Source organism: Streptomyces sp. CA-142005, assembly GCF_050942335.1.
Lineage (GTDB): Bacteria > Actinomycetota > Actinomycetes > Streptomycetales > Streptomycetaceae > Streptomyces.
On sequence record NZ_CP192078.1, the window covers coordinates 4,379,235 to 4,399,300 of the forward strand.

Genomic DNA, 20,066 nt, shown 5'->3' on the forward strand with positions numbered 1-20,066 from the left:
CGTACGTCGTCGTGGCTTACGCGGTCGAGAGCTGCGTCGGGCTGGGGCGTATCGCCACGGTCGCACGGAGGGGAGGATGGCTTCCTGGTGAGTGGGGCGTTCGGGGGTACGGCCGGTCAGGCCTCCCGGGCCGTGCGGATGACCTCGTCCAGGGTCTCCCGGGAGCGCCGCAGATCGGCGATCATGCGGTCGATCCGGTCGCGCTCGGCGGTCAGGTCCCGCACCAGACGCGGGGTGGCGATCGCCGAGGGTCCGCCGTCCCGGTCGCGCATGCAGGGCAGCAGCTGCCGGATCTTCTCGCTGTGCAGCCCGGCCGCGTACAGCTCCTGGATCCGGATGACCCGGTCGACGGCCGCCTCCGGAAAGTCGCGGTGGCCGCCGGGGGTGCGCTCGGCGGTGAGCAGCCCCTGGGTCTCGTAGTAGCGCAGCGACCGCTCGCTCACGCCGGTGCGCCGGGCGAGTTCACCGATCCGCATGTCCGCCTCCGCCGGAAGAGGGCTTGAATCTCACATCGGTGTCAAGTTCTACCGTGCCGGCATGACGCAGACAACGGACTCCACGGACCTCACGGACCCCACCGACTTCCTGGCACCGGCCCGGCTCGGGCGGCTCGCCCTGCCCAACCACCTCGTGATGGCCCCGCTCACCCGCAACCGCGCGGAGGCCGACGGCACCCCCACCGACCTGATGGTCACCCACTACGCCCAGCGCGCCTCCGCCGGACTGATCATCGCCGAGGGCACGACACCCAACCCGGTCGGACAGACGTACCCGGACATCACCGCGATCCACACCGACCGGCACGTGTCCGGCTGGCGGCGGGTCACCGACGCGGTGCGGGCGGCCGGCGGGCGGATGTTCCTCCAGCTCCAGCACGGCGGCCGCGTGAGCCATCCGGCGACCACCGGCCTCACCCCGCTCGCGCCCTCCCCCGTCCCGCTGCCGGAGACGATCTTCACCCCGCAGGGCCACCGGCGGGCCGCGGTCCCGCGCGAGATGACGGCGGACGACATCCGCGCCACGATCGCCGACTTCGCCGCCGCCGCACGCCGGGCCGTCGACGCGGGCTTCGAGGGCGTGGAGGTGCACTCCGCCAACGGGATGCTGCTGCACCAGTTCCTCGCGGACAACACCAACCGCCGCACCGACGCCTACGGCGGCCCGGCCGCGCGACGGGTGCGGTTCGCGGCGGAGGTGACCGAGGCGGTGGCCGACGCGATCGGCGCGGACCGGGTCGGCATCCGCATCTCCCCCGCGAGCACGGTCAACGGCGTCCTGGAGGACGACACCGACGGCCTCTACGCCACGCTGCTGGACCGCCTGAAGGGGCTGGACCTCGCCTATCTGCACCTGGTGCGCTCCGGCCCGGCCACCGGCTGGTACCGGCGGATCCGCGCCGACTGGCCCGGCGTCCTCATCGGCAACCCCGACCTGACCGGCCTGTCCACGCAGGGCGTCACCCGGGCCGCGCGGGAGATGCTGGCGGCAGGCGCCGACCTGGTCGCGCTGGGCCGGCCGTTCCTCGCCAACCCGGACCTGGTCACCCGGCTGCGCCTCGGCGCACCGCTCAACCCGGTCCGGGACCGGTACTTCATGTACGTGGGCGGGGCCGCCGGCTACAACGACTACCCCGCCCTCGCGGATCAGGCGGGACTGCCGTCCAGCGACTCGATGGTGGCGTCGGACGGGTCGCGGGTCGCCTGAAGGTCACGGGCCACGTCCTCCGCCGCGCCCAGCACCCGTACCGCGTTCTGCCAGGTCAGCTTGGCCAGGTCGGCCCTGGACCAGCCGCGGTCCAGCAGCTCGGCGAGCAGGTTCGGATAGCCGGAGACGTCGTTCAGACCGTCCGGGGTGAAGGCGGTGCCGTCGTAGTCGCCGCCGATGCCCAGGTGGTCGACGCCGGCCACCTCGCGCATGTGGTCCAGGTGGTCCGCGACCGTGGACACCGTGGCGACCGGGCGCGGATTGCGCTCCTCGAAGGCCTGGTGGATCTTCATCGCCTCGGGGCTGGTGTCCAGGTGGTGCAGACCGTGGGCGCGCATGTTCTCGTCGGCCGCCGCCGTCCAGTCGACCGCCGCCTGGAGCACGAACTTCGGCACGAACGTCACCATCGCCATGCCGCCGCCCGCGGCCATCCGCTCCAGGACGTCGTCGGGGATGTTGCGCGGATGGTCGCACACGGCCCGCGCCGAGGAGTGCGAGAAGATCACCGGCGCGGACGTGGTGTCCAGCGCGGCCCGCATGGTCGTGGGGGCCACGTGGGACAGGTCGACCAGCATGCCGAGGCGGTTCATCTCGCGGACCACCTCGCGGCCGAACGCGGACAGACCGCCGACCTTCGGCTCGTCCGTGGCGGAGTCCGCCCAGTCGTTGTTGTCGTTGTGGGTGAGCGTCATGTAGCGCACCCCCAGCTCGTACAGGCCGCGCAGGGTGCCGAGGGAGTTGTCGATCGAGTGCCCGCCCTCCGCGCCCATGAGGGAGGCGATACGGCCCTCCGCGCGCGCCGCCTCCATGTCGGCGGCGGTCAGCGCGGCCCGCAGATCGGCGGGGTGCCGGGCGATGAGCCGGCGTACGCAGTCGATCTGTTCGAGGGTCGCCGGCACCGCCCCGGGCAGGTCCGAGCGTACGTACACCGACCAGTACTGCGCCCCGACCCCGCCCGCGCGCAGCCGCGGGATGTCGGTGTGCAGATGGGCGTCCTGCCGTACGGCGATGTCGCGGGCGGCGAGGTCGTAGCGGACCTGCTCGCGCAGCGCCCACGGCAGGTCGTTGTGGCCGTCGACGACCGGGAACTCGCGCAGCAGGGACCGTGCTTCGTCCAGTGAGGTCATTGCCTGTTACTTCCCGAAGCCGAAGCCGCTCGACCCCTCGACCTTCGCACGCAGCCGCTTGCCCTTCTCGGTGGCCTGGTCGTTGAGGTCCTGCTGGAAGTCGCGCATCCGGTGCAGCAGGTCCTCGTCGTGCGCGGCGAGGATGCGGGCCGCGAGGAGACCGGCGTTGCGGGCACCGGCGACGGAGACGGTGGCGACCGGGACCCCGGCCGGCATCTGCACGATGGACAGCAGCGAGTCCATGCCGTCGAGGTACTTCAGCGGCACCGGCACGCCGATGACCGGCAGCGGGGTGACGGAGGCGAGCATGCCGGGCAGGTGGGCGGCGCCGCCGGCACCGGCGATGATCACCTTCAGCCCACGGTCGGCGGCCTGCTCGCCGTACGTGACCATCTCGCGGGGCATGCGGTGCGCGGAGACGACGTCGACCTCGTAGGCGATCTCGAACTCGTCCAGGGCCTTGGCGGCGGCCTCCATGACGGGCCAGTCGGAGTCCGACCCCATGACGATGCCCACGACGGGGCCGGCAGCGGTGCTCATTCGGTGATGGTGCCTCTCAGATAGCCGGCTGCGTGACGGGCGCGTTCCAGCACGTCGTCCAGGTCGTCGCCGTAGGTGTTGACGTGACCGACCTTGCGGCCGGGCTTCACGTCCTTGCCGTACATGTGGATCTTGAGCTTGGGGTCGCGGGCCATGCAGTGCAAGTACGCGGAGTACATGTCCGGGTAGTCGCCACCCAGGACGTTGACCATGACCGTCCACGTGGCACGCGGACGCGGGTCGCCGAGCGGGAGGTCGAGGACCGCGCGGACGTGGTTGGCGAACTGGGAGGTGATCGCGCCGTCCTGGCTCCAGTGGCCGGAGTTGTGCGGGCGCATCGCCAGTTCGTTGACGAGGACGCGGCCGTCGCGGGTCTGGAACAGCTCGACGGCGAGGTGCCCGACGACACCCAGTTCCTTGGCGATGGTCAGGGCCATCTGCTCGGCCTGCAGGGCGAGGGACGCGTCCAGGTCGGGCGCCGGGGCTATGACCGTGTCGCAGACGCCGTTGACCTGCCGCGACTCGACCACCGGGTAGGCGACGGCCTGGCCGTGCGGGGAGCGTACGACGTTGGCGGCGAGCTCGCGGACGTAGTCGACCTTCTCCTCGGCGAGGACCGGGACACCGGCCCGGAACGGCTCGGCGGCCTCCTCGGCGCAGTCCACGACCCACACGCCCTTGCCGTCGTAGCCGCCGCGGACGGTCTTGAGGACCACCGGGAAGCCGTCCCCCTCGGCCGCGAACCGGACCACGTCGCCGGGGTCGGCGACGATCCGGTGCCGCGGGCACGGGATGCCGATCGCGTCGAGTCTCGCGCGCATCACGCCCTTGTCCTGGGCGTGCACCAGCGCGTCGGGGCCCGGACGCACGGGGATGCCGTCCGCCTCCAGGGCCCTGAGGTGCTCGGTGGGTACATGTTCGTGATCGAAGGTGATCACGTCGCAACCGCGCGCGAACTCGCGCAGCGTGTCCAGGTCGCGATAGTCGCCGATGACGACATCGCTCACGACCTGGGCCGCCGAGTCCTGAGGGGTGTCACTGAGAAGCTTGAACCTGATGCCCAACGGGATGCCCGCCTCGTGCGTCATACGCGCGAGCTGCCCCCCGCCGACCATGCCGACTACCGGGAACGTCACACCCCTAGCGTATCGGCCACGCCGGGACGGCCGGATCGTGTCCCTCTCACAAACTCTTACCAGCCGCTTTCCACCCTCTTTCCGACCTGTTTCCTGGTCTTGGCCTTGTGCACAGGCGGTGGAGGGTTCGTCTGGATAGCATGGCTGGGCCGACGAAACCTACCGACGGGAGCTGCACAGCCATGGAACCTCGTTCCTCGGGGCTGCAACGGCTCGTACGCGAGGTGGCCAAGTTCGGCACCGTCGGCGTTGCGGGCATCTTTGTCAATCTCGGCGTCTTCAACCTGGTCCGGCACGTCTCCGACCTGCCGGTGGTGCGCGCGAGCATCATCGCGACCGTGGTCGCCATCGCCTTCAACTACGTGGGCTTCCGGTACTGGACGTACCGGGACCGCGACAAGAGCGGCCGTACCAAGGAACTCACGCTCTTCCTCTTCTTCAGCGCGATCGGCCTGGTGATCGAGAACGGCGTGCTCTACGCGGCGACCTACGGGTTCGGCTGGGACAGCCCGCTGCAGAGCAACGTCTTCAAGTTCGTCGGCATCGGCATCGCGACCCTGTTCCGCTTCTGGTCGTACCGCACCTGGGTGTTCCGGGCCATGCCCGCGCAGGAGGCGGAGTCGATCCTGGTGGCGGAGGCGAAGAAGCCGCACAGCGAGCCCGAGCCGAAGTCCCAGCGGGTTCCCTGACCCGGTTCGCGGCCGCGGTTCACCGGACCGTCGGCAGGTCCTCCTCGGTCTTGCGGGCCGGCGGTGTACGCGACAGGAACAGGCCGAAGACCGGTGGCTGGGCCTGAAGCAGCTCCAGGCGCCCCCCGTCGGCCTCCGCGAGGTCGCGGGCGACGGCCAGGCCGATCCCCGTGGAGTTCCGTCCGCTGATCGTCCGCTCGAAGATCCGCGCGCCGAGGTCGGCGGGGACGCCCGGGCCCTCGTCGGTGACCTCGACCACGGCCTGGTTGCCGGTGACGCGGGTGCGCAGCGCGACCGTGCCGCCGCCGTGCATGAGGGAGTTCTCGATCAGCGCCGCCAGCACCTGGGCGACGGCCCCCGGGGTGCCGACGGCCTGCAGATGCCGCTTGCCGGAGCTGACGATGGCCCGGCCGGCGCTGCGGTAGGCGGGCCGCCATTCGGCGAGCTGCTGCTGGATGACCTCGTCCAGGTCGAAGGTGACGGCGGAGCCGGTGCGCGGGTCGCGGGAGTTCGTCAGCAGCCGCTCGACGACGTCCGTGAGCCGCTCGACCTGGGTGAGCGCGACGTTCGCCTCTTCCTTCACGATGTCCGGGTCGTCGGTGAGGGTGATCTCCTCGAGGCGCATGGACAGCGCGGTGAGCGGGGTGCGCAGCTGGTGGGAGGCGTCGGCGGCCAGGCGCCGCTCGGCGGTCAGCATGCGTCCGATCCGCTCGGCGGAGGAGTCCAGCACATCGGCGACCCGGTCCAGCTCGGGGACGCCGTAGCGCTTGTGCCGCGGGCGCGGGTCGCCGGAGCCGAGCCGCTCGGCGGTCTCCGCGAGGTCGGTCAGCGGGGAGGCGAGCCGGTTGGCCTGGCGTACGGCGAGCAGCACGGCCGCGATGACCGCGAGCAGCGCCACCAGGCCGATGATCAGCAGGGTCCGGCCGACCTCGCGGGTGACCGCGGAGCGCGGTTCCTCCACGGTGACGCTCTCGCCCTCCTCGCCCCGCTGTGTGGCGCGGATCACATCGCCCTGCGGCTTGGTGCCGATCTCGATGGGCGCCTGGCCGGGCATGCGGATGACCGCGTACTGCTCCTTGCTGACGGGGTTGCGCAGCGCGTCCGCGTTGACCTTCTCCGCGGCGAGGAGCCGGCTGTCCACGATGCTGGCCAGCCGCACCGCCTCGGACTCCACCCGCTCCTGGGCGCTGTTGCTGATCGTCCGGGTCTCGACGATCACGAGGGAGATGCCGAAGACGGCGATCACCACGAGGACGACGGCGAGGGTGGACTGGATGAGACGTCGGCGCATGTTCCGTTACCTGAGGTGATCGCTGGCCCTGGGAAGGGGCTCCGGGGAGGGGCTCAGCTCTTCTCGAAGCGGAAGCCCACTCCACGCACCGTGGCGATGTAGCGCGGGTTCGCCGCGTCGTCGCCGAGCTTCTTGCGCAGCCAGGAGATGTGCATGTCGAGGGTTTTGGTGGAGGACCACCACGTGGTGTCCCAGACCTCGCGCATCAGCTGGTCGCGGGTGACGACCCGGCCGGCGTCCCGCACCAGCACCCGCAGCAGGTCGAACTCCTTGGCGGTGAGCTGGAGTTCCTCGTCGCCCATCCACGCCCGGTGCGATTCGACGTCGATCCGCACCCCGTGCGTGGCCGGCGGCTGCTGCGGCTCGGCGGCACCGCGCCGGAGCAGGGCCCGTACCCGGGCGAGCAGTTCGGCGAGCCGGAAGGGCTTGGTGACGTAGTCGTCGGCGCCCGCGTCCAGGCCGACGACGGTGTCCACCTCGTCGGCCCGCGCGGTCAGGATGAGGATCGGCACGGTGTGGCCGTCGGCCCGCAGCCGGCGGGCGACCTCCAGGCCGTCCATGCCCGGCAGGCCCAGGTCCAGTACGACCAGGTCGACGCCGCCCTGCATGCCGGCGTCCAGCGCGGTGGGTCCGTCCTCGCGCACCTCGACCTCGTAACCTTCCCGGCGCAGGGCGCGGGCCAGCGGCTCCGAGATGGACGCGTCGTCCTCGGCGAGCAGTACACGGGTCATGAGGTGATGGTAGACCGCCCGCGCACGGTGCTGGGGTGTGATCGCTGCCAGGAACTCTTACCTTCGCACGCCGCCGGCACGGCGTCGGCACGGCGTTGGTACGAACCATCGCTCTGGGGATGCGATCGTAGGAAGGACCTTCGATTCAGGTGCTGCGGTTCCTTCGACACCTGTGATCCGCGTCTCAAGTCCTTCCATATCCGGCAGTGTCCTGCCTTACAGTGACCTGAACGCCTGTAGTACACCAGGGGACCTTCGGCGCGCAGACGTCGCTGAAGGTCTCTTTTGTGTGCGGTTGATGAAGATCAGCCTTGAAAGGAATGACCTCTGGCCGGGCTCCGCAGCGCATCGACGCGCGACGGGGCGTGGATCCCGGTGGTCGCCGTCCACCGCTTCCGAGACCCGGAGGCGGAAATCCCCTCGGGCGTTGGGGGCGGGCGGCCGACCCCGCCGGTGCCGGCCGACCCCACCGGGCGCGCAACGCTCCAGCAGCGCGTCCCGACCAGCAAGGAACGACCATGGCGTCCAGCCTGACGAAGGACTCGGTCCGCCGGGGCACCCCCGGTTCCGAGAAGACCTTCTTCGGCCACCCCCGCGGCCTGGCCACTCTCTTCATGACCGAGATGTGGGAGCGTTTCTCCTACTACGGCATGAGGGCTCTGCTCCCGCTGTACCTGGTGGCCCCGGGCGGCCTCCACCTGAGCGCGGGCACGGCGACCGCGATCTACTCGGTGTACGTGTCGCTCGTGTACCTGCTCGCCCTGCCCGGCGGCTGGGTCGCGGACCGCTTCCTCGGCCCTCGCAAGACGGTCGCCGTGGCGGGCCTGATCATCATGCTCGGCCACCTGTGCCTCGCGCTCCCCGTGGCCGCCAGCTTCTTCGTCGGCCTGGGTCTCGTCGCCATCGGTTCGGGTCTGCTGAAGGCCAACATCTCCACGATGGTCGGCCACCTCTACAAGGGCCCGGACGACCCGCGCCGGGACGGTGGCTTCACCCTCTTCTACATCGGCATCAACCTGGGTGCCTTCGCCGCGCCGCTGGTCATCGGCACCGTCGGTGAGAACGTCAACTGGCACCTGGGCTTCGCGCTGGCCGCGCTCGGCATGGCGCTGGGTCTGGCCCAGTACCTGCTGGGCGGCCGTCACCTGAACCCGAAGAGCAGCGAGGTCCCGACCCCGCTGAGCCCCGCGGAGAAGTCCGCCACCCTGCGCAAGGGCCTGATCTGGCTCGCCATCGCCGCGGTCTTCTACGGCGTCGTCGGCGGCACCGGCCACTTCACCCTGAACTGGGCGCTGATCCCGCTCACCCTCATCGGTCTGATCGTGCCGATCCTGGTCATCGCCCGCATCCGCCGGGACAAGGACCTGGACTCGGCCGAGAAGTCGAAGGTGTCGGCGTACGTCTGGTTCTTCGTCGCCGCCGCCGTCTTCTGGATGATCTACGACCAGGGTGGTTCGACCCTGTCGCTGTTCGCGGACGGCTCGGCCAGGAACTCGATCGCCGGCTGGACGTTCCCGGTCTCCTGGTACCAGTCGGTCAACCCGGTCATGATCATGGCCCTGGCGCCGGTCTTCGCCTGGCTGTGGCTGTGGCTGAACCGCCGCGGCAAGGAGCCGAGCACGATCGTGAAGTTCGCCTCCGGCCTGGTGCTGATCGGTACGTCCTTCTTCCTCTTCCTCGCCCCGCTGTCGATCGCCGAGGGCGGTCACAAGGCCGCGGCGATGTGGCTGGTCGCGATCTACTTCGTGCAGACCGTCGGTGAGCTGACGCTGTCTCCGGTGGGTCTGTCGGTGACGACGAAGATGGCGCCGAAGAAGTACGCCTCGCAGATGATGGGCGTCTGGTTCCTCGCGGTCACCGCGGGCGACTCGGTCACCGCGCTGGTGTCCAACCCGGCCATCGGCGGCATCAACCTCGACAAGATGGGCTTCGTCGCCCTGGAGGCCGTGCTCGCCGTCGTCGCCGGTGCGGCGGTGTGGATGTACCGCAAGAAGGTCAACAAGCTCATGGGGGACGTGCACTGACGTGCACTGACGTCCGGTGACGTGCTGACGTCCACTGGGACGGCTCCCTGAAGAGGGCCACCGCATCTCGGCATGCGGTGGCCCTCTTCGTGTCCGGGAGTCAGCGCGTCCTTCGCTTCGGCATGAACGTGAACACCGCACCGCCCAGCAGGATCGCCGTGCCCGCCACCAGGCCGAGGGCCTTCAGGGCGCCGTGGTCGCTCGCGCCGGTCTCGGCGAGGCCGCCGGAGCCGGAGGTGCCGCTGCCGCCGGCCGTCGAGCCGCCCGACGTGGAGGTGCCGCCCGAGGCGCCCCCCGGCTGCCGGCTGGTGTCCAGGGTGAGCGAGACCTCCGTCTTCGTCGGCGTGCACGTCGTGGTCGTACCGAGCGCCTTGATCGTCAGGACGCCCGGGGACAGGGTCGAGGTGCCGCTCGCGCCGGGCTTGTAGGTGCCGGTGAGGTCGGGGATCTCGATCGGGTCGCCGGACTTGATGTCCTTGGCGTTCGTCGGCCCCTCCACATGCACCGTGCCCTTGTCGGCGCCGCCCAGCACCACCTCCATGGACGGCTTCACGGAACCCTTCGGGATGTCGGCGGGGCTGTTCATCACCGACTTCTTGAACTGCACGGTGAGGTCGAAGTTCCCGCCGTTCCTCCTGGCGTTGATCTGCACCGGTGAGGTCGCGTTCTTGTCGCCGATCGGGGTCTTGCAGGCGTAGGGGACCTGCACCTCCTTGCCGGTGTAGTCGGTCTGGCCGTTGCCGCCGGTGGCGGTCGGGGAGGCCGTGGTCGTCGGCGTGGCCGACGGTGTGGGGGTCGTCGACGGCGTCGGCGTCGGGCTGGACGTGCCGCCCCCGCCCCCACCGGTGACCTGGATGGCCGCCGCCTTCTGCACGGTCTCCTTCGGCGTGCACTTGGTGTCGGTCGACATCGCGTTGACGGTGTACGCGTCCGGCGTCAGCGTCACCTCGCCGGCCGTCGTCAGCTTGATGCTGCCCTTCATGTCGGACAGCACCATCGCGCCGCCCTTGGGGATCGCGGGGTTCGTGCGCGTCCCCTGCATCGCGATGTCGGCGGCCTGTGCCCCGGCCGCCTTCAGGATCCCGGACGGCTGGACGGAGTTCGCGGGCAGGTCGATGATGTCGGGGTTCTTGGACGCGGCCTGGACGAACTTCCACACGACGTCCACCGTGTCGCCGACCTTCGCCGTGGCCGGGGCCGTGATCTCGACCTTCGTGGTGCCGTCGATCGGGCTGATGCCGGCGGGCGGCACACAGTGGGTGGCGTACGACACCTCGGCCGCCTGCGCGGGGCTCGCGGCGAGGCCCAGCAGGACGCCCGCACCGCTCAGCGCCAGCGCGGCGCCCGCGGCCGTACCTCTCCTTCGGATGCTCACGTCGGTCCTTTCGTGGTGGGAGTCGTGGGACTCGCCGGGCTGTCGGAGTGCGGTGCGGAGAGCCGGCCGGCCGGGTCGCCCGGGACGGAGTCCGGGGCGAACCACGGCAGGGTCGGGTTCGTGGGGGGCGGTTCGCTGGTACGGCCGCCGGTGCGGAGCAGCCGGGGCAGGCGCAGGGTGCGGGTGAGGCGGGCGGCGCCGGGTCGGCGCGGGCGCACCCGGTCCACCACGGCCATGCCGGCGCGGAAGAGCGCGGCCGGGACGACCAGGCAGAGCAGGATCCAGAACAGCGTCACGCCCCAGGGGCGGCCCACGCCCCACGGCTGTTCGGCGAGGACCCTGCCGGCGTATTTCAGGGAGACGGTGTAGTCGCCGTGCGCCCCGGCGGTCAGCTCGACCGGCAGTCTGACCTCGGCCTTCCGGCCCGGGGCCAGGGTGCCGTGCCACTGCCGGTCGTCCCACTGCGGGGCGAAGACGCCGTGCGCGGAGCCGACCTGGAACACCGGGTCCTCGATCGCGCCGGTGCCGGTGTTGCCGACGGTGAAGACCAGGGTGCGGCTCGGCGGCGCCCCGAACCAGGTGAGCAGTCCGCTCGACCCGGTCAGCCGCGTGTCGGAGAGAATCGCCAGCCGTCCCCCGGACTGTTCGGCGGACAGCGGGGCGACGGGATGCCCGGCGACCTGCAGGACGGCGTCCGCCTCCGCCTCGGCGCCGGTGACGGTGGCCACGTGCACCACACAGGGGCAGGGCACGGGAGGTTCGGCGACCGGGAGCTTCCGGCTGAAGGCCCCCTGGGCGTCGGTGGTCACGGCCCGGCCGTCACCGTTGGCGCAGGAGTTGGTGCCGCCGATGACCCCCCGGTCCGGTGTGGCCCGCCCGCACACCAACACCATCAGCAGGGTGTGCGCTCTCCAGCCACTTCCGCTGACGGTGACCGAGCCTCCGGCACCGGCCTGAGTCACCGACAGCTTCACGACGGGGCGGTCCACCGCATACGCCGGGCCGCCGCCACCCAGCAACGCCAGCACCGCCACCAGCACCGCCACCGGCCGCAGAATCCTTGCCTTCCCGCTCACTTCACCGCACCTTCCGTCAACTCCCCACCGAGGTATGGGACACCGGCGGCAACAGCGCCTCGCACACCACCGGGTGCCGACCGGCTGGGCGGCCGCCCGACGGGTTCGGCGTCCTTCGAGGCTCCGAGCGCCGTGCGGGGTGACGGGCCACCGGGCACCACCCGGCCGGACTTCGGCACCCCGGTCGCCAAGGGGCCGGTCACAGGGCCGTCGGGTGGCGGGGCGGTGGGGGCCGGGGAGCCGGTCGTCAAGGAATCGGAGACGGAGACCTGGAACGTCGGGCCGTCGCAGGCCAAGGGGTCGGTCACAGGGCCTTCGGGAGCGGCCGGGGAGCCGGGCGTGACCGGATCGGAGGAGGGGACTCGGGACGCCGGGACGTCGGGAGCCGTGACAGCAGGGGTCGAGCCTCTGGGCGTCGGACGGCCGGGATTCGGCACCCCGGTCGCCAGGGAGCCAGGCACAGGGCCTTCCAGGGCGGCCGGGGAGCCGGGCGTGACCGGATCCAAGGAAGCGACCCGGGACGCCGGGACGTCGGGAGCCGGGGTGCCGATCGTGACCGGATCCAAGGAGGCGACCCGGAACACCAGGCCGTCGGGGGCCGGGACACCGGGCGTCGGGGCGCTGAGCCTCGGGGCGGCCGGGGCCGAGTCCTCGGGGGAAGGGTCGTCGGTGGGCGTGGGGCGGTGCCGTCCGCGGGCTGCGAATGCCGCGACCGCCACCGCGAACAACGCGACGCCCGCCACCGTCGGCCACGGCACGAACCGGGCCGACGTGGTCGCCGTGTCGTGGGCTCCGCCCGGGGCCGTGACCGTCAGCCGTACGTCGACCGCGTCCAGCGCGGGCCGGTCGGGCCAGGGCTCGGTGAGCTTCACGCGGGCGCCGGGGCGCAGGTGGACGGGGAGGGTGCGCGGCGCGCGGTCCAGGACCCGCCCGAGGACGCCGTCCGCGCGCACCGCGAGCCGCGGCGCCAGCACAGTCGTACCGCGGTTGACCAGCTCGTACGTGATGCGGTCGGCGTGCACGGCGAGGTGCTCGACGGTCAGCGCGGCGAGCGCCGGGCCACCGACGCGCAGCCGGACCGGGACGGTCGCCGTACGCCCCCGCGTGTCCCGCGCGACGACGGCACCGGAGCGGTCGCCGGGCGCGGCCCCGGCCGGCACGGTCATCGTGAAGGGCACCTCGGCGCGGGTGCGGGCCGGGACGCGTATCCCGTTCCCGGCCTCGCCGGCGAACACGGTCCGCAGGCCGGTTCCGGACAGCCGTACGACGACCGGAGCCCGCCCGGGGTTGGTGACGACCACCGTGTCCTGCAGAACCGTCCCGGCCGAGCCTTCGGCGTAGAAGGACGGACGGCCCCCGCCCGCGGGCGCGAGGGACCACTCCGCGGGCGTGGCGAAGGCGCCGGGGGCGGCCAACAGGCACAGGACCAGGGTCAGGGCGGCGCGGGCGGAGAGCAGGACGGGACGCGCGCGGGTCAGGGCGCGGGCGGCGGACAGCATGGGCGGCTCCAGCGGTTGGCCTGGACTCCGACGGGTGATCTGGGCTGCGACGACGACCTCGGCTTCGGCGGTCACCCGGGCTCGAGCCGTCGGCCCGCGCCCCGGCCGTCGTCGGACCAGGTCAGCGGCGCGACGGCTGGCCGCGGCGGGTCAGCCAAAGGGTGCCCGCCGCTCCGGTGAGGAGTACCGTGCCGCCGAGTGTGCCGAGGGCGATCGCGTCGTCCTCGGGGCCGGTTTGCGGGAGCTGTCCGCCGGAGGACGTCGAGGAGGAGCCGCCGGCTGCGGTCACGTCCAGGGTGAGGCCCGGTTTCGGGCTGTTGGTCGGTGTGCAGGTCGTCGTCGTGCCGAGCGCCTTGATGATCAGCGTGCCCGGCGTGAAGGTGACCTTGCCGGTCTTCTTCGGCGTGTAGGTGCCGGTCAGGTCGCTGATCTTGATGGGGGTGTTGGCGGGGATCGCGGCCGCGTTGGCGGGCCCGCTGACCGGCAGCGTGCCGCTGTCCGCGCCGCCGAGCCTGATGCTCGCGCTCGGGGTCATCGCGCCCTTGCCCAGCTCGACGGGGCTGGAGGAGACGCCCTTCTGCCAGGACATGGTGATCCTGTAGCCGCTACCGCTCTTGACGCCCTTGATGTCGATGGGCGAGACGGCGCTCTTGACGCCGATCGGGGTCTGGCAGCGGTAGTCGACGTCGACCACGTCGGCGTGGGCGGCCGGCGCGGACAGCAGCACCGCCGAGCCGGCCAGGGCCGCGGCGGACGCGAGCGCGGCGGTGCGTTTCGGGTACGACACGGTCGGTCCACCCCATTCGTTCCGGATGCGTGCGGGCGAGCATTCCCTGACGGCGCATCAGATTTGGCCGTCAAGGTACGCCCGGCACCGCGAGGAGGGAAGACGCATCACACGCCGGAGTTGTGACGATCCGGCGTGTGTGACGCGTGGCCCGAGTGGAGGGCGGGCCGGGGCCTACGGCCTGCGCAGCACCTCCGGCAGGCCCCAGCGCCACAGCACCTCGGGCACGGCGACCGTGCCGTCGGGCCGCTGGTGCTGCTCCAGGAGGGCCGGCACCAGACGGCTCGTGGCCAGGCCCGAGGCGTTGAGGGTGTGGACGTAAGCCGCCCTGCCGCCCCCGGCCGGCCGGTACCGGATGCCGCCGCGCCGCGCCTGGTAGTCGCGGGCGTTCGACACCGAGCTGACCTCCGCGTAGGTGCCGAGGCTGGGCAGCCACACCTCGACGTCGTAGGTGCCGGCCTGCGCGGCGCTGGTGTCCCCGGCGGCGAGCCGGGTGACCCGGTGGTGCAGGCCGAGCTCGGTCACCAACCGCTCGGCCATGGCCAGCAGTTCCCGCTGGGCCGCGTCCGAGCCGTCGGGCCGGGTGAGCTGGAACAGTTCGACCTTGTTGAACTGGTGGCCGCGCAGGGTGCCCCGCTCGGCGGTGCGGTAGCCGCCGGCCTCCTTGCGGTAACAGGGCGTGTAGGCCACGTACTTGAGGGGCAGCTCACGCTCGTCGAGGGTCTCGCCGTGGTGCAGGGCGGCGAGCGCGGTCTCGGCGGTGGGCAGCAGGAACCGCTCGGGACGGCCGTCGGCGCCGCGGTCGGTGACGAAGACGTCGTCCGCGAACTTCGGGAACTGGCCGGCGGTGTAACCGGCCTGCCAGGTCAGCAGGTGGGGCGGCAGGACGAAGGTGTACCCGGCCCGGCGGTGGCGGTCCAGGAAGTGGTTGAGCAGGGCCCACTCCAGCGCGGCGCCCTCGCCCCGGTAGACCCAGTTGCCGCTGCCGGCGAGCACGGCGCCGCGCCGGTGGTCGACCAGCGCGAGGTCCTCGGTGAGCCGTACATGGTCGCGGGGCGGGAATGCGAACTCCGGGCGGGCGCCCCCGGTGCGGACGACCTCGTTGTGTTCCTTGCCGCCCGCGGGCACGTCCGGGTCGGGGAGGTTCGGCAGCCCGTCGAGGAACGCGCGGTGTGCGGCGTCCAGCCTGCCGTGCGCGGCGGTCGCCCCGGCGACCCGGTCGGCCAGTTCCGCGGCCCTGTCGAGGAGTTCGTCCGCCGGTTCGCCGGCCCGGCGGCGGGCCGCGATGTCGGCCGAGACGCGGCGCCGTTCGCCGCGCAGCCGCTCCAGGGCCGTACGGGCCTCACGCAGCCGCTGGTCGAGGTCGAGGAAAGCGTCGAGGTCCACGTCCAGGCCGCGTTTGGCGAGGCCTTCGCGGACGCGTTCGGGGTGCTGTCGGATGAGGGTGACGTCAAGCATGGTGCTGCCCAACTGGTCGGCGGGGCGGCATGGTCCGCCCCGGGTCGGTTCCCTCGGGGCGTGGGCGAGAGGGTGCTCGCGGTGCCACCACGCCTTCGCCGTCGTACGACGGCCTCGTCGGGCCCGATGACGGGGGCCGGCCGGCGGGGCATTTCCTCCCCGCACTCGGGAGGGGATTCACACCGGGGTGCGAGGCCGCCTTCACAGCGGGTGGCGGCTCTCTCGGCTCGCTGAGCCCGGGCTACTCGTCTCCGTCAGCGCGTTGCGCCCAGGGTAGGAAGGGCCGTACCCACGGGAAAACGAATTTCCCCGGGCGCCATGGCGGGGCTCACGCCGGTGCGCCCAGCTCCGCCCACACCGTCTTGCCCGGCCGGCCCGCGGCGCGGACGACGCCCCAGTCCAGGCACAGCCGCTGCACGATGAACATGCCGTGGCCGCCGGGACGGCCGGCGCGGTGCGGGGTGCGGGGGGCCGGCTGGCCGGTGCCGCGGTCGGAGACCTCGACCCGGATCACCTTGTTGTCGCAGGCCAGGAGCAGTTCGTCGGGGCCCTCGGCGTGCAGGCAGGCATTGGTGACCAGTTCGGAGACCACGAGCAGCACGTCCTCGGCCGCGGCCCGCTGGTCGGCGCCCGCGGCGGGCAGCCAGCCCCACGCGTACAGCGCCTGGCGGGCGAAGTCGCGGGCGAGCGGGACGACCCCGCTCTCGCCCTGCAGGCCGATTCTGCGCACCTGCGGCCCGCCGGTGCCCTGGGTGCCGCCGGCGGGCCCGGACGGCACGGACGGCGCGGCTGCGCCCGTGGGCACGCCTGGCGTCGGCGCATCCCCCTCGGACGCCCCGGAAGCGCCGCTGGGCTCCGGGCCGCGGTCGCCCGGCGGGTAAGGCCGGGTGGTGCTCATCAGCGCTTCACCTCACCGATTCACCAGTTCACGATTCAACGGCCGGCACCGCTTCGTGCCGGCCGGTCCGTACGTCGTCCGTACGTCGTCCGCCCGCCGTCCGCGCGGGATGTCCTGCTCGCCCGTCCGTCGCACGTACGTCCGTCCAGTCGTTGCGCCGGTCCCGGGGCGGTCCGGGCCGGCGGTCGTCAGGGGGTGCCCCGCCTTCCTCCTGCCCTCTCCTGCCCGGCCGATACGGCACAACACCCCTGTTTTCGGCGTGCCGGGTGCGGGCGCCCGCGGCCGGTGACACACGGACGAGGGCGGCGGACGGCGGACTCAGCCGGCGCCGTCGGTCAGGGCCGCCTCCACGGAGTCGTGCACGGTGAAGACCGCCTCGGCCCCCGTGATCTCGAACACGCGGGCGACCACCGGCTGCATCCCCGCCAGATGGACCCCGCCGCCGGCGGCCTCGGCCTTGAGCCGGGCTCCGAGCAGGACGTTCAGGCCCGTGGAGTCGCAGAACTCCAGGCGGGTGCAGTCCACGACGAGGCGTGAGAAACCCTTGCCCAGAAGGTCGTCGAGGGGCTCGCGCAGAAGATCGGCGGTGTGGTGATCGAGCTCACCCGCCGGTGTCACAACGGCGCTGGAGCCCTCTTCCCGCACCTCCACCAGAAGCCGGCCCGACTGTGCGCTGCCGACCGTCCCGTGGTCCATGCCGTCTCTCTCCCGAGGTCGTGGACGCTGACTGCTCTCGAACATTACGCCCTCCCCGCACACTCCGACACCTGAAGAACTTCACAGAACCGGACATACCCGAACAGAACGCACTTGCGATCCTGTCGGTCGAGCAGGTAGGGCTAGTAAGGACACCTGCCCCTACACGCCGGCTTCGGAGGCGCCGCACACCGCAGTGCACGCACGGCTTCGGCAGCCATATGCCGAGAACGATGGAGGACACCATGTCACCCCGGCTCGACGAATCGCATACCCCGCTCGCGACGTCGACACCCCCACCGGAACCACTGGATCATCCCATCGACCCCCTCGATCCTGTCGAGGGACTCCCGGAGATCCCCCCGTACGACGAGATCGGCCCGGTCGACGCGCGGGCCTTGTCCAAGACCCTCTTCGAGCGCCTTCAGTCGCTGGAGGAAGGGACGCACGAGTACGCGTACGTCCGCAACACCCTCGTCGAGCTCAACCTCGCGCTGGTGAAGTTCGCCGCCTCCCGCTTCCGCTCCCGCAGCGAGCCGATGGAGGACATCATCCAGGTCGGCACCATCGGCCTGATCAAGGCGATCGACCGCTTCGAACTCGCCCGCGGGGTGGAATTCCCCACCTTCGCGATGCCGACCATCATCGGCGAGATCAAGCGTTTCTTCCGCGACACCTCGTGGTCCGTGCGGGTTCCGCGCAGGCTGCAGGAGCTGCGCCTGGACCTGGCCAAGGCCGGGGACGAGCTGGCCCAGCGGCTGGACCGGGCCCCGACCGTCCAGGAGCTCGCCGAGAAGCTCGGCATCTCCAACGACGAGGTCGTCGAGGGCATGGCCGCCTCGAACGCGTACACGGCCTCCTCGCTGGACGCCCAGCCCGAGGAGGACGAGACCGAGGGCGCGCTCGCGGACCGCATCGGGTACGAGGACCACGGGCTGGAGGGCATCGAGTACGTCGAGTCCCTCAAGCCGCTGATCGCCGAACTCCCGCCACGGGACCGGAAGATCCTCTCCCTGCGGTTCGTGGCGAACATGACCCAGTCGGAGATCGGCGAGGAACTCGGCATCTCCCAGATGCACGTGTCCCGGCTGCTGTCCCGCACGCTGGTACGGCTGCGCAAGGGTCTGACGATCGAGGAGTGACCTCCGCGTCCGCTGCCGTGACGCCTTCGCAGCGGCCCGGCCACCGGTGCCGGGCCGCTGCGGCGTTGCCGCCGCCGGACCCACCCCTCCGGGTGGCACGGGTATCCCCGATTCCACCCGCCATTCCCGGTTCCCGGCCGCTCTCGCGCTCAACTGGCCCCGTGGTCCCAACCGTTATGTGGTTACCCGCGGAAACCTCTTTCCCCTGCGGTCCCCCTCGACCACTATGGCCCCCCAACTGGCTACTGGCCGGTATGTCAGACCGGGGACGCAACGGCGCGGTCCCCCGGGGCGCGAGGAGGCTGGACGCATGGCTCAGGGGGACGGGGCCGGAACGGGCGGAACCGAGGCGGGCGGCACCGGAGCACCCGCGGAACACGAGGACGCGCCGGACGCCCGGCTGACCGAACTGCTCCGTTCCCCCACGGCGACGGCGTACCCCGCGCTGCAGGAACTGCGCCGCCGGCACCACCCGGCGGTCCTGGCCTACGCCCGGCTGTGCGCGGCGGGCGAGTCCGCCGCGCGCCGGCTGGCGGCCGAGGTCTTCACCACGGCGGCCCGCGAGACGGCCCGGGGCGTCGACCCGGCCGTCCCGCTGCGCCACCGGCTGCTGCTGCTCACCGCGCGGCTGGCGGCCGGCTGGGCACGCGACGAGCGCTCCGCCGGCGTCGACCCCGGGCTGCTGCTCGTCCTGAACGCCTCCGGCCTGCCCGAGGGCCCCACCCCGCCCCTGCTCCCGGCGTTCCGCTCGCTGCCCTCCCGCACCCAGGGCCTGATCTGGTACGGCGTGCTGGAGGCGGAGGCGCAGGACCGCACCGCCGCCTTCCTCGGCCTGAGCGGCGTCGACGTGGCCTACGGCACCCCGCAGGCCCTCAAGGCCCTGGCCCAGGCCTGCCTGCGCGACCGTCTCGCCGCCTCCGACGACCCGCGCTGCGCCGACTTCCGCCGGCTGATCGAGGAGGCGGTACGGCCGGACGGCCCGCGCCGCAGTCCCGACCTGGACGCCCACATGGCCCGCTGCCCGCACTGCACGGCCGCGTTCGAGGACCTGCGGGCCCTGCGGGACGCGCCCCGGCCGACCCTGGCGGAGGGCCTGCTGCCGTGGAGCGGAACGGTGTACATACGCGCCGGGGAGCCCCCGGCCGCCCCCTGCCCCACCGCCGTGCGTCCGTCCTGGCCGCCCCGGCGCCGCGTCCTGCTGGCCTCGGCGGCCCTGGGCGTGGCCCTGACCCCGCTCCTGGTGTTCGCCCTCACCCCGGCCCGCACCGACGACCAGCAGCCGACGGCCGCGACGCCCACGGCGCCACCGGTGACGGTGACGGCGACGGTCTCCGTCACCCCCTCCGCGTCACCCTCTCCCACGAACTCCCCCTCCCCCCGCTCCCCGTCCCCCTCGCCGAGCCCGTCCCGCCCGGCCACGCACCCGCCGCGCGCCGAGAAGCCCACTGCGAAGCCGACACCCGCGTTCACACCCCCCGGCACCTCCTTCGCCCAGGTGGTGAACCTGGCCACGGGCCGCTGCCTGGACATCCGCGACGGCGATCTGTCGCGGGGCAACGACGTCATCACGGCCCCCTGCTCCTCCGCCGACACCCAGCGCTGGAGGTTCGACACCTACCTGGGCGTGCTGCGCTCGGCGGCCGACGACGACTTCTGCCTGGACAGCCGGGGCTCGACCGACCGCGGCGTGGGCATCTGGACGTGCGACTCGGTCTACGGCGGCAACGGCGAGAACCTTCGCTTCACCGTCGACCCCGACGGCACGATCCGCCCGAACATCGCCATCGAGACGGCGGTGACCCCGGACGGCGGATACGGCGTGTCCCTGCTGCCCCTGGACGACGGCCGGGAGCAGCGGTGGCGGGCGGGGGCGCGGTGAGCCCGGCCGCCCTG

General features: G+C 72.3%; 18 protein-coding genes. 5 read left to right on the forward strand and 13 right to left on the reverse strand.

Features of this window, described 5'->3' with window-relative positions; genetic code table 11:
- Positions 1-116: 116 nt before the first annotated feature.
- On the reverse strand, positions 117-476 hold the full coding sequence (locus ACQPXS_RS20530; protein WP_433450809.1) for a MerR family transcriptional regulator: 360 nt from the start codon (positions 474-476) through the stop codon (positions 117-119).
- 61 nt (positions 477-537) lie between these two features.
- Here ACQPXS_RS20530 and ACQPXS_RS20535 point away from each other — a divergent pair, with 61 nt between their 5' ends.
- Entirely contained in the window at positions 538-1,704 is a 1,167-nt protein-coding gene (locus ACQPXS_RS20535; protein WP_433450810.1) for an alkene reductase, read from the forward strand.
- On the opposite strand, the gene ACQPXS_RS20540 is transcribed toward ACQPXS_RS20535, so the two are convergent.
- Genes ACQPXS_RS20540 through ACQPXS_RS20550 form a run of 3 tightly spaced genes read right to left on the reverse strand, consistent with a single transcriptional unit; the run spans position 1,644 to position 4,507 of the window.
- Positions 1,644-2,831, reverse strand: a complete 1,188-nt coding sequence (locus ACQPXS_RS20540; protein ID WP_351807460.1) for a dipeptidase — start codon at positions 2,829-2,831, stop codon at positions 1,644-1,646. The genes ACQPXS_RS20535 and ACQPXS_RS20540 overlap by 61 nt on opposite strands.
- 6 nt (positions 2,832-2,837) lie before the next feature.
- A complete protein-coding gene (purE, locus tag ACQPXS_RS20545; protein ID WP_351807458.1) occupies positions 2,838-3,371 on the reverse strand; it encodes a 5-(carboxyamino)imidazole ribonucleotide mutase in 534 nt (177 codons plus the stop codon).
- Positions 3,368-4,507: a 5-(carboxyamino)imidazole ribonucleotide synthase gene (locus tag ACQPXS_RS20550; RefSeq protein WP_356311650.1), complete on the reverse strand. Its 1,140-nt coding sequence runs from the start codon at positions 4,505-4,507 to the stop codon at positions 3,368-3,370. The genes purE and ACQPXS_RS20550 overlap by 4 nt, the downstream gene beginning before the upstream one ends.
- A gap of 182 nt (positions 4,508-4,689) precedes the next feature.
- Between ACQPXS_RS20550 and ACQPXS_RS20555 the strand changes: the two genes are divergently transcribed.
- On the forward strand, positions 4,690-5,196 hold the full coding sequence (locus ACQPXS_RS20555) for a GtrA family protein (RefSeq protein WP_351807456.1): 507 nt from the start codon (positions 4,690-4,692) through the stop codon (positions 5,194-5,196).
- A 19-nt stretch (positions 5,197-5,215) separates the two neighbouring features.
- On the opposite strand, the gene ACQPXS_RS20560 is transcribed toward ACQPXS_RS20555, so the two are convergent.
- Positions 5,216-6,487: an ATP-binding protein gene (locus tag ACQPXS_RS20560; RefSeq protein WP_351807454.1), complete on the reverse strand. Its 1,272-nt coding sequence runs from the start codon at positions 6,485-6,487 to the stop codon at positions 5,216-5,218.
- A gap of 53 nt (positions 6,488-6,540) precedes the next feature.
- On the reverse strand, positions 6,541-7,218 hold the full coding sequence (locus tag ACQPXS_RS20565; RefSeq protein ID WP_020940464.1) for a response regulator transcription factor: 678 nt from the start codon (positions 7,216-7,218) through the stop codon (positions 6,541-6,543).
- A 518-nt stretch (positions 7,219-7,736) separates the two neighbouring features.
- Here ACQPXS_RS20565 and ACQPXS_RS20570 point away from each other — a divergent pair.
- Positions 7,737-9,242, forward strand: coding sequence for an oligopeptide:H+ symporter (locus ACQPXS_RS20570; RefSeq protein ID WP_433450811.1), 1,506 nt, complete (start codon positions 7,737-7,739; stop codon positions 9,240-9,242).
- Positions 9,243-9,342: 100 nt separating this feature from the next.
- Here ACQPXS_RS20570 and ACQPXS_RS20575 read toward each other — a convergent pair whose 3' ends face one another.
- The 7 genes from ACQPXS_RS20575 to ACQPXS_RS20605 all read right to left on the reverse strand — a co-directional run bounded on the left by ACQPXS_RS20575 (position 9,343) and on the right by ACQPXS_RS20605 (position 17,031).
- Positions 9,343-10,617 (reverse strand): hypothetical protein, encoded by a 1,275-nt coding sequence (locus tag ACQPXS_RS20575; protein WP_433450812.1) that lies wholly within the window; start codon positions 10,615-10,617, stop codon positions 9,343-9,345.
- Positions 10,614-11,693 (reverse strand): hypothetical protein, encoded by a 1,080-nt coding sequence (locus ACQPXS_RS20580; RefSeq protein WP_433450813.1) that lies wholly within the window; start codon positions 11,691-11,693, stop codon positions 10,614-10,616. Before ACQPXS_RS20580 ends, ACQPXS_RS20575 begins: the two co-directional genes overlap by 4 nt.
- Positions 11,690-13,192: a hypothetical protein gene (locus tag ACQPXS_RS20585; RefSeq protein WP_433450814.1), complete on the reverse strand. Its 1,503-nt coding sequence runs from the start codon at positions 13,190-13,192 to the stop codon at positions 11,690-11,692. Before ACQPXS_RS20585 ends, ACQPXS_RS20580 begins: the two co-directional genes overlap by 4 nt.
- 121 nt (positions 13,193-13,313) lie before the next feature.
- A complete protein-coding gene (locus ACQPXS_RS20590) occupies positions 13,314-13,979 on the reverse strand; it encodes an LPXTG cell wall anchor domain-containing protein (RefSeq protein WP_433450815.1) in 666 nt (221 codons plus the stop codon).
- A 174-nt stretch (positions 13,980-14,153) separates the two neighbouring features.
- Entirely contained in the window at positions 14,154-15,437 is a 1,284-nt protein-coding gene (gene serS, locus ACQPXS_RS20595) for a serine--tRNA ligase (RefSeq protein ID WP_433450816.1), read from the reverse strand.
- A gap of 328 nt (positions 15,438-15,765) precedes the next feature.
- Positions 15,766-16,335, reverse strand: a complete 570-nt coding sequence (locus tag ACQPXS_RS20600) for an ATP-binding protein (RefSeq protein ID WP_433450817.1) — start codon at positions 16,333-16,335, stop codon at positions 15,766-15,768.
- A gap of 318 nt (positions 16,336-16,653) precedes the next feature.
- Positions 16,654-17,031 (reverse strand): STAS domain-containing protein, encoded by a 378-nt coding sequence (locus ACQPXS_RS20605; RefSeq protein WP_351807444.1) that lies wholly within the window; start codon positions 17,029-17,031, stop codon positions 16,654-16,656.
- Positions 17,032-17,276: 245 nt separating this feature from the next.
- On the opposite strand from ACQPXS_RS20605, the gene ACQPXS_RS20610 reads away from it, so the two are divergent.
- Positions 17,277-18,173, forward strand: coding sequence for an RNA polymerase sigma factor SigF (locus ACQPXS_RS20610; protein ID WP_433450818.1), 897 nt, complete (start codon positions 17,277-17,279; stop codon positions 18,171-18,173).
- A 310-nt stretch (positions 18,174-18,483) separates the two neighbouring features.
- The gene (locus ACQPXS_RS20615) at positions 18,484-20,052 is read left to right on the forward strand and encodes an RICIN domain-containing protein (protein ID WP_433450819.1); all 1,569 of its coding nucleotides are present in this window, start codon (positions 18,484-18,486) and stop codon (positions 20,050-20,052) included.
- Positions 20,053-20,066: the final 14 nt, after the last annotated feature.